At 74.7% G+C, this 13418-nt stretch carries 9 protein-coding genes; 8 read left to right on the forward strand and 1 reads right to left on the reverse strand.

Going from position 1 to position 13418, the window contains the following annotated elements:
• The 4 genes from IFT72_RS06180 (at position 1) to IFT72_RS06195 (ending at position 5276) form a co-directional block, all read left to right on the forward strand.
• Positions 1–1536, forward strand: a complete 1536-nt coding sequence (locus IFT72_RS06180) for an ATP-binding cassette domain-containing protein (protein WP_192045803.1) — start codon at positions 1–3, stop codon at positions 1534–1536.
• A complete protein-coding gene (locus IFT72_RS06185) occupies positions 1536–2639 on the forward strand; it encodes an ABC transporter permease (protein ID WP_192045804.1) in 1104 nt (367 codons plus the stop codon). The genes IFT72_RS06180 and IFT72_RS06185 overlap by 1 nt, the downstream gene beginning before the upstream one ends.
• Positions 2639–3958: an ABC transporter permease gene (locus IFT72_RS06190; protein ID WP_192045805.1), complete on the forward strand. Its 1320-nt coding sequence runs from the start codon at positions 2639–2641 to the stop codon at positions 3956–3958. The genes IFT72_RS06185 and IFT72_RS06190 overlap by 1 nt, the downstream gene beginning before the upstream one ends.
• Before the next feature lie 70 nt (positions 3959–4028).
• Entirely contained in the window at positions 4029–5276 is a 1248-nt protein-coding gene (locus tag IFT72_RS06195; RefSeq protein ID WP_192045806.1) for an amidohydrolase family protein, read from the forward strand.
• A 43-nt stretch (positions 5277–5319) separates the two neighbouring features.
• Here IFT72_RS06195 and IFT72_RS06200 read toward each other — a convergent pair whose 3' ends face one another.
• On the reverse strand, positions 5320–6186 hold the full coding sequence (locus IFT72_RS06200) for an AraC family transcriptional regulator (protein WP_192045807.1): 867 nt from the start codon (positions 6184–6186) through the stop codon (positions 5320–5322).
• Positions 6187–6278: 92 nt separating this feature from the next.
• Between IFT72_RS06200 and IFT72_RS06205 the strand changes: the two genes are divergently transcribed.
• The 4 genes from IFT72_RS06205 to IFT72_RS06220 all read left to right on the forward strand — a co-directional run bounded on the left by IFT72_RS06205 (position 6279) and on the right by IFT72_RS06220 (position 13418).
• Complete coding sequence (locus IFT72_RS06205) at positions 6279–9701, forward strand: DUF5107 domain-containing protein (protein ID WP_192045808.1); 3423 nt, start codon at positions 6279–6281, stop codon at positions 9699–9701.
• Positions 9702–9710: 9 nt separating this feature from the next.
• Positions 9711–10733 (forward strand): substrate-binding domain-containing protein, encoded by a 1023-nt coding sequence (locus IFT72_RS06210; protein ID WP_185232880.1) that lies wholly within the window; start codon positions 9711–9713, stop codon positions 10731–10733.
• 79 nt (positions 10734–10812) lie between these two features.
• Positions 10813–12357 carry a sugar ABC transporter ATP-binding protein gene (locus IFT72_RS06215; protein ID WP_197981082.1) on the forward strand — a complete coding sequence of 515 codons (1545 nt, stop codon included), beginning with the start codon at positions 10813–10815 and terminating at the stop codon, positions 12355–12357.
• Positions 12358–12371: 14 nt separating this feature from the next.
• A complete protein-coding gene (locus IFT72_RS06220; RefSeq protein WP_192045809.1) occupies positions 12372–13418 on the forward strand; it encodes an ABC transporter permease in 1047 nt (348 codons plus the stop codon).

Here is a 13418-nt window from a genome sequence, read left to right on the forward strand (position 1 = left end):
GTGGGGGCGCAGGAGGCGGCGGTCCGGCTGACCGGGATCGTCAAGCGCTTCGGGACGTTCACCGCGAACGACCGGATCGACGTCCTCGTGCGCCCCGGCACGGTGCACGCCGTCGTCGGCGAGAACGGGGCCGGCAAGTCGACCCTGATGAAGGTGCTCGCCGGCGAGGAGCGCCCCGACGAGGGCACGGTCGAGGTCGAGGGAGTCGCGCACGACTTCCGCTCGCCGCGCCAGGCCCAGCAGGCCGGCGTGGGCATCGTCCACCAGCACTTCCTCCTCGCGGGCGCCCTCCGCGTGTGGGAGAACGTCGTCCTCGCCGACGAGCCCGGCTCGGCCTGGCGCATCGACGCGGCGGCGGCCCGCCGACGCGTCGGCGAGCTGGCGTCGGCCAACGGCTTCGACGTCGACCCCGATGCGTTCGTGTCCGACCTCGGCGTCGGCGACCGGCAGCGGGTCGAGATCCTCAAGGTGCTCTGGCGCGAGGCCCGCGTCATCATCCTCGACGAGCCCACGGCCGTGCTCGTGCCGTCGGAGGCGACCGCGCTCTTCGCGTCCATCCGCGCGCTCACCGCGAGGGGCGCCTCCGTCGTCTTCATCTCGCACAAGCTCGACGAGGTGCTCGCCTTCGCCGACGACATCACGGTCATCCGGGCAGGGCGCGTGGTGGGGCGGACGACCGCGGCCGAGACCACGCCGCGCGAGCTGGCCGGGCTGATGGTCGAGGTCGCGATGCCGACCGTGGAGCCGCGCAGCACGCCGCCGGGCGACGACGTCGTGCTCGCCGTCGAGGGGCTCACCGTCGGCCGCCCCGGCGAGCGCCCCCTGGTCGACGACCTGTCGCTCACCGTGCGCCGGGGCGAGGTCGTCGGCGTCGCGGGCGTCGAGGGCAACGGCCAGTCGGAGCTGCTGGCAGCGCTGCTCGGCCGGGTCGAGCACACGGGCAGCGTGTCGCTCGGCGGGCGCGTCATCGACGACCTGCCCACCCGCGAGCGCCGCGCGCTCGGGCTCGCGTACATCCCTGAGGACCGCCACCGCGACGGGGTCGTGCTCGACCTGAGCCTCGCCGAGAACGCCGCGCTCGGCTACCAGGGCCGCGCTCCGATCCGTCGGGGCTGGTGGTTCAGCCGCTCGGCCGCCACGGCGGCGGCCGCCGAGATCATCCGGCGCTTCGACGTGCGCGGCGGCACCCCGTCGACCCGCGCCCGGGCGCTCTCCGGCGGGAACCAGCAGAAGTTCATCATCGGCCGCGAGCTCGGCTCCGACCCGACGGTGCTCGTCGCGGCGCACCCGACCCGCGGCGTCGACGTCGGCGCGCAGAGCGCCGTCTGGCGCGAACTCGTCGAGGCCCGCGACGCCGGCCTCGGCACGCTGCTCGTCTCGGCCGACCTCGACGAGCTGCTCGCCCTGAGCGACCGGCTGCTCGTCATGTACGGCGGCCGCGTCGTCGCCGAGCTCGACCCCCGACACGTCACCGCCCTCGACCTGGGAGAACACATGACCGGCGCCCACGCCCCCGCGACGGGAGGGGCGAGCTGATGCGCCGCGTCGTCGTCACCGCGGCCGGGCCCGTCGTCTCGGTGCTGCTGGCCCTCGCCGTCACCGCCCTCTTCCTCACCGCCGGCGGCTACAGCGCGTCGAGCGCCTTCTCGGTGATGTGGTCGTACGGCACCCAGCCGGCCTCGCTCGTCGCGAGCCTCGACTCGGCCGTGCCGCTCTACCTCGCCGCGGTCGCGGGCGCCTTCGCGGTGCGGATGGGCCTCTTCAACATCGGCGTCGACGGGCAGTACCGCATGGCGGCCCTGGCCGGCGCGGTGGCCGCCGCGTCGCTGCCCTTCCCGCTGGCGGTGCGCCTGCCCCTGACCCTCCTGATCTCGTGCGCCGTGGGCGCCGGCTGGGCCCTCATCCCCGCCCTGCTCAAGATCCACCGCGGCGTCAACGAGGTCATCACCTCCATCCTCCTCAACGCGGTCGCGACCACCGTCGTCGCCGTGCTGCTCAGCGGCGTCTTCCGGTCGGGCGGCGGGCAGAACACCGGCACGGCCATGATCGACGCCGGCGGCCTGATGCCCGCCCTGCCCGGCACGGGCAGCGGGCAGGGAGCGGTCTCGAGCTTCGTCGTCGTCGCCGTGCTGGTCGGCGTCGTGTACCACCTCGTCGTCGACCGCAGCCTCTTCGGCTACGGCCTCCGGGTCGCGGCCCGGTCGCCCGAGGCGGCCGAGTCGGCCGGCATCCGGGTCGACCGCAAGATCGTCCAGGCGATGCTCGTCAGCGGCGCCGTCGCCGGGCTCGTCGGGCTGCCCCACGTGCTCTCGGTCGCCGGCCGCTTCGACGGCACGCTGCCGACCGACCTCATGTTCACCGGGCTGGCCGCGACCCTCCTCGGCCGTCAGCACCCGATCGGCATGGCGCTCGGCGCGTTCGTGCTCGCCTTCGTCGAGCGCAGCAGCCAGGTGCTCGGCCTCGTGCAGCTGCCGACCGAGGTGGGCCAGGTCTTCCTCGCGGTCGTCCTGCTCTCGTCGGCCGTCGGGTACTGGCTCACCGAGCGCGTCGACCAGCGCGTCGCCCTCGCCGCCGCCGTGCGCCGCCGCCTCCGGGCCGCCCGCACCCCCGACGCCGCCCCGACCGGAGGAGCCTCCTGATGAGCACCGGCACCGATCCCCTCGCCGCGGTGACCCCCTCGGGGGCCGGGCCCGCCCGCGCCTCCGTCGACCGCCTCCGCCCGTCCGCGCGCCACGTGCGCGCAGCACTCCGCTGGACCCTGCTCGGCCTCGGCCTGCTCATCCTCGCCCGCTACCTGGCCGACGCCCCCGGCATCACGGCGTCGGCGACCTGGGGCTCGGCCCTGCGGCTGACCGTGCCGATCGCCGTCGTCGCGATGGGCGGCCTCCTCTCCGAGCGCTCGGGCGTCATCAACGTCGGCCTCGAGGGCATGATGATCGGCGGCACGTGGACGGCCGGCCTGCTCGGCGCCGTCGCGGGCCCCTGGGCCGCCCTGGTCGGCGGCGTCGCCGGCGGGCTCGTCTTCGGGGTGCTGATGGCGGTGCTCTGCATCGAGATGGGCATCAACCAGCTGATCGTCGGCGTCTCGATCAACGTCATCGCGGCGGCCGTCGCGCGCTTCGCCTCCGACATCGTCTTCAGCGGGATGGACGGCGGCACCATCGCGCGGTCGCCCCGCATCGGCGCGGACGTGCCGCACCTGTCGCTGCCGTTCGTCAGCGGCGGCCTCGGCACGCCCGATCTCAGCCGCGCCATGGAGGCCTCCGAGCTGCCCGTCGTCGCCCAGGTCGGCGGCCTCGTCGGGGGCCTCACCCGCGACGTCTCGCTCGCCGCGGTGATCGGCCTGCTGATCATCCCCGTCGTCGCCTGGGTGCTCTGGAAGACGCCGTTCGGCCTCCGCTGGCGCGCCGCCGGCGAGGAGCCCGCGGCCCTGCAGGCGCTCGGCGGCAGCGTGCACCGCACGCGCTGGATCGCGGTGCTCGTCGGCTCGGGGCTCGCGGGCTTCGCGGGCGGCTACCTCACCCTCATCTCGCAGGGGTACATCGAGAACCAGACCGCCGGCCGCGGCTTCATCGGCCTCGCGACGCTGATCTTCGGCAACTGGACGCCGTCGGGCGTGTTCTTCGGCGCCGCCCTCTTCGGCGTCAGCGACGCCGTCGGCATCGGCCGGCCGGAGACGCTGCGGGCGCTCGTGGTCGTGCTCGCCGTCGTCTTCACCGCCCTCGGGCTGCTGCGGCTGCGCCGCACCGTGCCCGGCCGCAAGCTGCGCGAGGGCCTGCCGCCCCTGGTCGTGGGCGTCGTGCTGCTCGTCGTGTTCGTCGCCGTGCCGCTGCCCGCCGCGGTCTCCAGCGCCACCCCGTACGTCGTGACGCTGGCGGTGCTGGTCGTCGCGGGCACCCGCATGCGGCCCCCGGCGGCGCTCGGGCGGCTGGTGCCGCGACGCACGCGCCGCAGCTGACCCCGTCCTGCCCCGTCCTGCCCCTGCCCCTGCTCCTGCTCCTGCTCCCCCGACCTCTCGAGGACCCACCGTGCTCCACCATGCCTCCCCCACCTCCCTCGCCGGCGTCGACGTCTGGGACGGCCACGGTGCCCTCGGCCCGAGCACCGTCAGCTGGGGCCCCGCGCGGCCCGGCGTCGCGACGGACGCCGTGGTCACCGAGGTGGAGCCGGCAGAGCCGTCGGCCCGCTTCGAGGGGCTGTCGCTCGTGCCCGGCCTCGTCGACACCCACGTCCACCTGATCGGGAACGCGGGAGGCGCCTCCTCGGGGTTCCTGACCTGGCCGCTCGTGACGCCCCCCACCGAGCAGGTGCTGCACGGCCTGGCCCACGCCCGGCGTGCCCTGGCCGGCGGGGTCACGACCCTGCGCGACCTGTCGGCCGACGAGGTGCAGTTCTCGCTGGCGCGCGCCGTGGAGGCGGGGCTCGTCGAGGCGCCGCGGATCCTCGCGCACGGCATGGTGAGCATGACGGGAGGGCACGGCGACATGTTCGTGCCCCCGGGCGTCGACCCGCGCCTCCGGAAGCCCACCGCCGACGGCGTCGACGCCTGCCGCGCCCTCGTGCGGACGCACGCGCGCGCGGGAGCGACGGGCATCAAGATCGCGACGAGCGGCGGGCTGCTCTCCGAGGGCGACGCCCCCTCCTGGCGCAACCACACGAGCGCCGAGATCGACGCGATCGTCGACGAGGCGCACGCGCTCGGCCTGCTCGTCGCGGCCCACGCCCACACCGCCGAGGGCATCCGCGTGGCCCTCCGCGCGGGCGTCGACTCGATCGAGCACGCCACGCAGCTCGACGGCGACCTCGCCCGGCAGGTCGTGGCGGCGGGGCTGCCCGTCGCCCCCACGCTGCTGATCAACGACGCCATCGCCGAGGGCTCGGTGCCCGTCTCGGCCGAGCAGCGCGAGACGGCGGCCGCGCTCGTCGCGACCCGCGACTCCGCCTTCCGCGCCGCCGCCGACGCCGGCGTCGACTTCGTGCTCGGCACCGACGCCAACGGGTTCCACGTCGCGTTCGGCGACCAGATGCGCGAGCTGCGGAGGATGGGCGACGTCTTCGGCTGGTCGCCCGAGCGGGTGCTCCGGGCGGGCACGTCGCGCGCGGCGGCGGCGATCGGCCGGTCGACGCAGCTCGGCCGCGTGGCCGTCGGGGCCGCCGCCGACTTCGTGCTGCTGCGCGGGCGCCCGTGGGAGGACGCCGCGGCGCTCGACCCTGACGCGATCGTCGCGGTCGTCGCCCGCGGGCGGGTGGTCGCGGGGGCGCTGCCCGCGGCCTGAGGACGGCGCCGCCCGCCCTGTGCGGGCCGGCCCGGCCCTGACCTCAGCCCTTCCGCTGCGCCCGGTACCCCACCGGCGTCGACCCGTGCAACGCCTTGAACTGGCGCGAGAAGTAGAAGGGGTCGACGTAGCCCACCCGCTCCGCCACCAGCCCGACCGGCAGGTCGGTGGTGTCGAGCAGCTCCCGGGCCCGCGCCATGCGCAGCTGCGTCTGGTACCGCAGCGGGGTCGACCCGGTCTCCGCCTTGAAGCGCGCCGCGAAGTGCGACGGGCTGAGCCGGGCGAGGGCCGCGAGCTCCTCGACCGAGACGCGCTCGGTGACGTGCTTGCGCAGGTAGTCCTGCGCCTGCTCGACCGCCGACTCCCGCGGGCTGCCGACCCGGCGCTCCGAGCAGAGCAGGGCCATGAGGTGCCACGCGGCGCCCGACGCGGCGAGCACGCTGGCGAAGGTCTGGTCGCGCTCCATCGCCTGCACGACCTCCTCGATCAGCGCGACGACGCGGTAGACGTCGGTGAGCTGCCGCACCGGCGCCGACGCGGTCAGGCCGGCGACGCGGAGGAACTCGGCCAGGTCGCGCCCGTCGAGGTGCAGCCACCAGAGCGTCCAGGGCGCCGCGTCGTCCGAGCCGTACTCGTGCGCCGTCTCGGGCGGCACGACGACGACCTGCCCGGCGCTGACGACGTGCCGCACGCCGCCGACCTCGCACCAGCCGCCGCCGCGCACGCAGACGAGCACGACGCTCTGCGGCACCCCGGCGGGGCGGGCCATGCCGTGCGCGCGAGCCTCGGGGAAGTACCCCGCGTCGGTCACGACCAGGTGCGACGTGCCCGGCTGCATGAGGGCGGTGCGCACCGCCTGTCGGGGCATGACGAGCAGCCGCTGCCCGGGGAAGCCGTCCTCGATGGTCATGGGTCGATGATGGCGGGCGATCGTCGTTTCGTCCAGGGACGCCGGTGGATCGGGCGTTCCGGAGGCGCGGTTCGGCTCCGTACGCTGGCCCCATGCTCACCGCCGAGTCGAGGTTGACTCTTCCCCCCGTGCCCGCTGACCAGGCCTCGGCAGGCGTCGCCGCCTGGTCGGAGCCCCTCGTCGTCGACACCTACCTGCCGGGCGAGCCCGACAGGTACCCGGCCTTCCTCGACTCCCGGGTCTACCAAGGATCGTCCGGGCGGGTCTTCCCGCTGCCGTTCCACGAGCGCATCGAGGCCGAGAAGCGGCCCCACGCGTGGGACGCCGTGCACCTCGAGAACGAGTGGCTGCGCCTCGTCGTCCTGCCGCAGCTCGGCGGCCGCATCCACGTGGCCTACGACAAGACGGCCGACTACGACATCTTCTACCGCAACAACGTCGTCAAGCCCGCGCTCGTCGGCCTCGCCGGGCCCTGGATCTCCGGCGGCGTCGAGTTCAACTGGCCCCAGCACCACCGCCCCGCGACGTTCCTCCCCACCGACGTGTCGATCGAGCGCGAGGCCGACGGGGCCGTCACCGTGTGGTGCTCCGACCACGACCCCTTCGCGCGGATGAAGGGCATGCACGGCATCCGCCTGCGGCCCGGCTCCTCGCTGATCGAGGCCCGCGTGCGGCTCTTCAACCGCAGCGACGAGACGCAGACCTTCCTCTGGTGGGCGAACGTCGCCGCCGCGGTCAACGACGACTACCAGTCGTTCTTCCCGACCGACGTCCGGCACGTGGCCGACCACGCGAAGCGCGCCGTCGTCGACTTCCCCCGGGTCGCCGGCGAGTACTACGGCGTCGACTACCCCGCGCGCGTCGACGCCGACCACCCCGACGGCGACCGGCTCGACTGGTACCGCAACATCCCGGTGCCGACCTCGTACATGGTCACGCACACCGACGACGACTTCTTCGGCGGCTACGACCACGGCCGTCGGGCCGGCTTCGTCCACTGGGCCGACCGGGCGATCTCCCCCGGCAAGAAGCAGTGGACGTGGGGCGACGCTCCCTTCGGCTGGGCCTGGGACGACAACCTCACCGACGGCGACGGCCCCTACGTCGAGCTCATGGCCGGCGTGTACACCGACAACCAGCCCGACTTCTCCTTCCTCACGCCCGGCGAGACGAAGACCTTCAGCCAGTTCTGGTACCCGATCACCGAGATCGGCCCGGCTCACCAGGCGACGCGCGACGCCGCGCTGCGTGTCGACCTGGCCGAGGAGGGGCCCGCGGTGCTCCGCGTCGGCCTCGCCGTGACGCACGCCCACCCCGCCGTCGACGTCGTCGTCCGGGCCCGCGACGGCCGGGTGCTCGACCAGCACCGCGTCGCCGTCGCGCCCGGTTCACCCGCGGTGCTCGACCGCCCGCTGCCCGAGGGCTCGGTGCTCGACGACGTCCTGGTGGAGGCGCGGGCCGAGGGGCGCGTGCTCGTCGCGGTCGACGGCCGCAGCGTGGCCGCCCAGCTCGACGCCGAGGCCGGCGCGGACGGCACCGACGGCCCCGACGGCACCGGCACCGTCGACGCCCCGGCCGCCGCGGTCGCTCCGCCGGCCCCCGCCGACGTCGCCACCGTCGACGAGCTCTTCCTCGTCGGCCAGTACCTGCAGCAGTACCGCCACGCGACCCGGTCGCCCGAGCCGTACTGGCGGGAGGCGCTCCGTCGCGATCCCGGAGACGTGCGGGTCAACGTCGCGCTGGCGACGCTCCTGCACGACTCCGCCCGCTGGGGCGAGGCGCTCGACCTGCTGCGCACGGCCGTGACGCGCCAGCTGGCCTGGGCACCGAACCCCGCCGACGGCGAACCGCTCTACCGGCTCGGCCTCGCCCTGACCCGTCTCGGCCGCGGGGCGGAGGCGCAGGAGGCGCTGGCGAAGTCCGCCTGGAACGCCGCCTGGGCCGGGCCCGCCTCGCTGGCCCGCGCGCGCCTCCTCGGCCGCTCCGACCCCGCCGCCGCGGAGCAGCTGCTGCGCGCCGTGCTGCGCCGCGACGCCGACAACCTGCAGGCCCGCGACCTCCTCGTCCTGACCCTCCGCGACCTCGACCGACGCGAGGAGGCCGACGACCTGCTGCACGAGACGCTGGCCCTCGACCCGCTCGACCAGTGGGCCCGGCACCTCGCCGGCCGGGTCCTCTCCGACGACTCCCCCACCCTGCTCGACGTCGCCCTCGAGTACGGTTCGGCGGGGTACCTCGACGAGGCCCTCTCGGTGCTCGACCTCGCCCAGGCGCAGCTCCCCCGCGCCGCGCAGGGCCAGGTGAACGTGGGCCCCCTGCTCGGCTACCACCGCGCCTCCCTGCTGGCCCGGGCCGGCCGCACGGCCGAGGCCCGCCGCGCCCTCGTCTCGCTGCACGCCGTCGACGCCACCCGCTGCCTGCCGTCGCGGCTCGACGACGTCACCGTGCTGCTCGAGGCCGTGCAGGTGGTGCCGGCCGACGGCCTCGCCTGGTCGCTTCTCGGCAGCTGGTACTACGCCCACGGCCGCGGCGCCGACGCCGCCGACGCGTGGCGTCGGGCTCTCCAGGGCGACCTCGACGACGCCCAGGCCGCGGTCGTCGAGCGCAACCTCGGCGTGGCCGCCTACAACGTCGCCCACGACCCCGAGGCGGCGGCCGAGCACTACGCCGCGGCCCGCCAGCTCCGGCCCGACGACTCACGCCTGCTCTTCGAGAGCGACCAGCTCGCCGAGCGCCGTGGCGTGCCCGCGGCCGAGCGACTCGACGCCCTCGAACGGCAGTCGGCCCTCGTGCTCGAGCGCGACGACCTCAGCGTCGTCCGCGCCCGGCTGCTCACCGCCGTCGGCCGTCACGACGACGCCCTCGCCGCGGTGCGGGCTCGTCGGTTCCAGCCCTGGGAGGGCGGCGAGGGCCAGGTGCTCGGCGCCTGGGAGGCCGCCTCGCTGGCGGCCGCCCGCGAGGCGCTCGCCGCGGGCGACGCCGACACGGCGCACGACCACGTCGTCGCCGCGCTCGAGCCCCCGACGACCCTGGGCGAGGCCCGCCACCCCCTGCAGACGACGGCGGAGCTCCACCTCGCCCTCGGCGACGCCCTCGCCGCCCGCTGCGACGACGACGCCGCCCGGTGGGCCTGGCGGCAGGCGGCGGACGCCACGGGCGACTTCGCCGGCATGGCCGCCCAGGCCTTCACCGAGCGGAGCGCCGCGTCGGTCACCGCCCTGACCAGGCTCGGCGCCGACGACGAGGCGCGGGCCCTGCTCCGCCGGTTCGACGCGTTCGTCGACGAGCTGGCCGCCACCCCGGCCGAGGTCGACTACTTCGCCACCTCGCTGCCCACGATGCTGCTCTTCCAGGACGACCCGCAGCAGGGGCGCGACGCCGAGGTCACCCGGCTGCGCCACGTGGTCGCCGAGCTGTGGACGGGGCTGGGCCACGAGCCCTCCCCCGTCGACCCCACCACCCCCGACCCGACCGCCCCCGCGGTCACGTCCGGCGACGACGCCGGGCGCCCCTAGGAAGGAACCATGACCACCATGTCGACACCGATCAGGCCGAGGGCGCGACGCCGCGTCCTCTCCGCCGCCGCGCTCCTCGCGGCGGCCGCCGCCCTCGCGGGCTGCTCCATCCCCAGCGCCGACGGCGGCGAGGGCGGCGCCGAGCGCATCGGCGCCCTCTACCTCGACTCGCAGGGCTTCTACGGCGGCGTCAAGAAGGGCGTCCAGGACGCGGCGGACGCCGACTCGAAGAAGGTCGACTTCCTCGAGTCGACCTCGGCGGGCGACGTCTCGAAAGAGAGCTCGTTCATGAACACGCTCACCTCCTCCGGCGTCAGCGCGATCATCATGTCCGCGGTCTCGACCGACGGCAGCGTGCCCGCGGTGCGCCAGGCCAGCGAGGCCGGGATCCCGGTCATCTGCTACAACACCTGCGTCAGCGACGACGCCGTCGACCAGTACGTCACGGCCTGGGTGCTCGGCGACCCGCTGAAGTTCGGCGGCGACCTCGGCACGCAGGCGGCGGCGTACTTCACCGAGGCCGGCATCACGGCCCCGAAGATGGGCGTCATCAACTGCGAGCAGTACGAGGTCTGCCAGCAGCGCTTCAAGGGCTTCTCAGAGGCCCTGACCGCAGCGCTGCCCGGCACGGTCTTCGTCGCGAACCAGGAGGGCGCCGAGGTCGACCAGGCGGTCTCGACCGCCGAGCAGATGCTCAGCGCGAACCCCGACCTCGACGGGCTCTACGGCGAGGCCGGCGGCGCGACCGTCGGGGCCTACAAGGCCGTCCAGACCCGCGGCCTCACCGGTCAGGTCGCCGTCTTCGGCTCCGACATGACGTCCGACATCGCGGCCGAGCTCGCCGACGGCTCCGTGCTCAAGGCCGTCGTCGACATCAGCGGCATCGAGGCGGGCAAGCTCGCCTTCGCCGCCGCGCAGGACGCCATCGACGGGAAGACCCCCGACGAGAAGGTCGTCGCGGCGCCGATCGACCTCTACCTGCCCGCCGACGCGGCCGGGTGGACCGAGACCCACCCCGACGGTCTCCCGTGATCGGCACGGTGAGCCCGGCCCCCGCCGGGCTCACCGTCGCCCCTCTCATCCACCACCACCCGATCCCCGGAGGATCCCCTTGTCAGAGTCGACAGCCGACACCCCGATCGCGCCGCTCGATCCCGCCCGCGACCGCGGCGCCCCCATCGCCGAGGCCCGCGGCGTCAGCCAGGTCTACCCCGGCGTCACCGCCCTCGACGGGGTCGACTTCGCCGTCCACGCCGGCGAGGTCCGCGCCCTGCTCGGCCAGAACGGCGCCGGCAAGTCGACGTTGATCCGCCTGCTCAGCGGCGTCGAGACCCCCAGCGCCGGTGAGGTCCTGCTCGGCGGGCAGCCGCTCCGCGACGGCGGCGTCACCGCCGCCTCCGCCGCGGGCGTCGCCACGTGCTACCAGGAGCTCAGCCTCGTGCCCGGCGTCACCGTCGCCGAGAACCTCGCCATGGGCCGCTGGCCCCGCGGCCGGTTCGGCATCGACACCCGCGCGATGGTCGAGCGGGCCCGCGCGACCTTCGAGCGCCTCGGGGCCGACATCGACGTGCACGCCGAGGTCGCCGGGCTCACGCTCGCCCAGCAGCAGATCGTCGAGATCGGCCGTGCCCTGCAGGACGACCCGCGCCTGCTCATCCTCGACGAGCCGACGAGCGCGCTCGCGGCGGCGGAGGTCGACCTCGTGCTCGACACCGTCAAGCGGCTCGCCGCCCAGGGCGTCGCGGTGCTCTACGTCAGCCACCGGATGGACGAGATCCGTCAGATCGCCGACACCGCGACCGTGATGCGCAACGGCAAGGTCGTCGAGACCGTCTCCATCGCGGGCAGCGACACCGCCCACATCATCGAGCTGATGATCGGCGCCGACCCCGAACAGCGGGCCGTCGCGACGCGACCGGTCACCTCGGGCGAGGTGCTCCTCCGCGTCGACGACCTCGACGTGGCCCCGAAGCTCCGGGGCGTCAGCTTCGAGGGCCGGGCCGGCGAGGTGCTCGGCATCGCGGGGCTCCTCGGCTCCGGGCGCACCGAGCTGCTCCAGGCGATCGCGGGCTTCCGGCCGGCGACGGGCGGCACCGTCTCGATCGCGGGCTCCGTCGTCGACCGGCCCACCGCCTCCCGCATGCTGGCCCTCGGGGTCGGCATGACCCCGGAGGACCGCAAGGGCCGCGGCGTCGTGCCCGGCCTCGGCATCGACGAGAACATCGTCATGAGCGACTTCGGCCGGGTCACCCGGGGAGGCGCGCTGTCGGCCGGGGCGATCGCCACCGCCACGAAGGCGCTCGCCGACCGGCTCAGCATCAAGGCGCACGACCTCTCGCGCCCGATCAGCACCCTCAGCGGCGGCAACCAGCAGAAGGCGGTCATCGCCCGCTGGCTGCACGCCGACAGCCGGGTGCTCCTCCTCGACGAGCCCACCCGCGGCGTCGACGTCGAGGCGAAGGCGCAGATCTACGAGATCATGCGCGCCGTCGCCGACACCGGCAAGCTCGTCGTCTTCGTCTCGAGCGAGATCGAGGAGCTGCCCCTGGCCTGCGACCGCGTGCTCGTCCTCCGAGACGGCGGCCTCCGCGAGGAGTACCGCGCCCCCGACATCTCCCTGCCCGTGCTGCTCCAGGCCTCCATGGTCTCGAGCTGAAGAAGGACGACCCGATGACCTCCACGCTCGACCCCACCACCACCTCGGCCACGCCCGGCGACCGCCACCGCGGCGGCGCCGTCGGCCGCGTCCGCGACGCGTTCCGTCGCAACACCACCCTCGTCAACATCGTCGGCCTGCTGGTCGCGATCGTCGTGCTGTACCTCTACCTGATGTTCAACGCGGTGGGCTTCTTCACCGTCGCCAACCAGAGCGGGCTGCTCCGCGACGCCGCGCTGATCGGCATCGCCGCGACGGGCATGACCCTCGTCATCATCGCCGGCGAGATCGACGTGAGCACCGGCCCGGCCGTCGCCCTGTCGTCGGTCATCGTCGCCGTGGCGATGACCCAGTGGGGGCTGCCCGCGCTGCTCGCCATCCTGATCACGCTCGTGGTCGGGGCGGGCTGGGGCGCCCTCGCCGGCGTGCTCCGGGCCCGCTTCCTCGTGCCGTCGTTCATCGCGACGCTCGGGCTCTGGAGCGTGCTGCGCGGCCTCGGCCAGTTCAGCACCGACGCGCTGCCCGTGCCGCTGCCCCTCGACGAGCCGGTCATGCCCTTCCTCACCGGCACCGTGCTCGGCGTGCCGACCCCGGCCGTGATCATGATCGTCGCCTTCCTCCTCTTCGCCTTCGTCGCCCGCAAGACGGCCTTCGGCCGCTCGGTCTTCGCCATCGGCGGCAACGCCGCGGCGGCCCGGCTCGCGGGCATCAAGGTCGCCCGGGTGCGGGTGCTGCTCTTCGCGATCATGGGCATGCTCGGCGCCCTGAGCGGCGTGCTGCTCGCCGCCCGCCTCGGCTCGGGCAACGCCGGTGCGGCCAACGGCCTCGAGTTCGACGTCATCGCCGCGGTCGTGATCGGCGGCACCGCGATGTCGGGCGGGCGCGGCAGCCTCGTCGGCACCTTCCTCGGCGTGATCTTCATCACGCTGATCGGCAACGGGCTCGTGCTGCTCGGCGTCGACTCCTTCCTCCAGAGCGTCGTGCGCGGTGTGATCATCGTGCTCGCCGTCCTGCTCAACGTCACCCTCTCCCGCAAGCGCGGGTCGATCGAAGAGAGCTAG

The sequence above is a fragment of the Frigoribacterium sp. CFBP 8754 genome, assembly GCF_014841815.1.
Taxonomy (GTDB): Bacteria; Actinomycetota; Actinomycetes; order Actinomycetales; family Microbacteriaceae; genus Frigoribacterium; species Frigoribacterium endophyticum.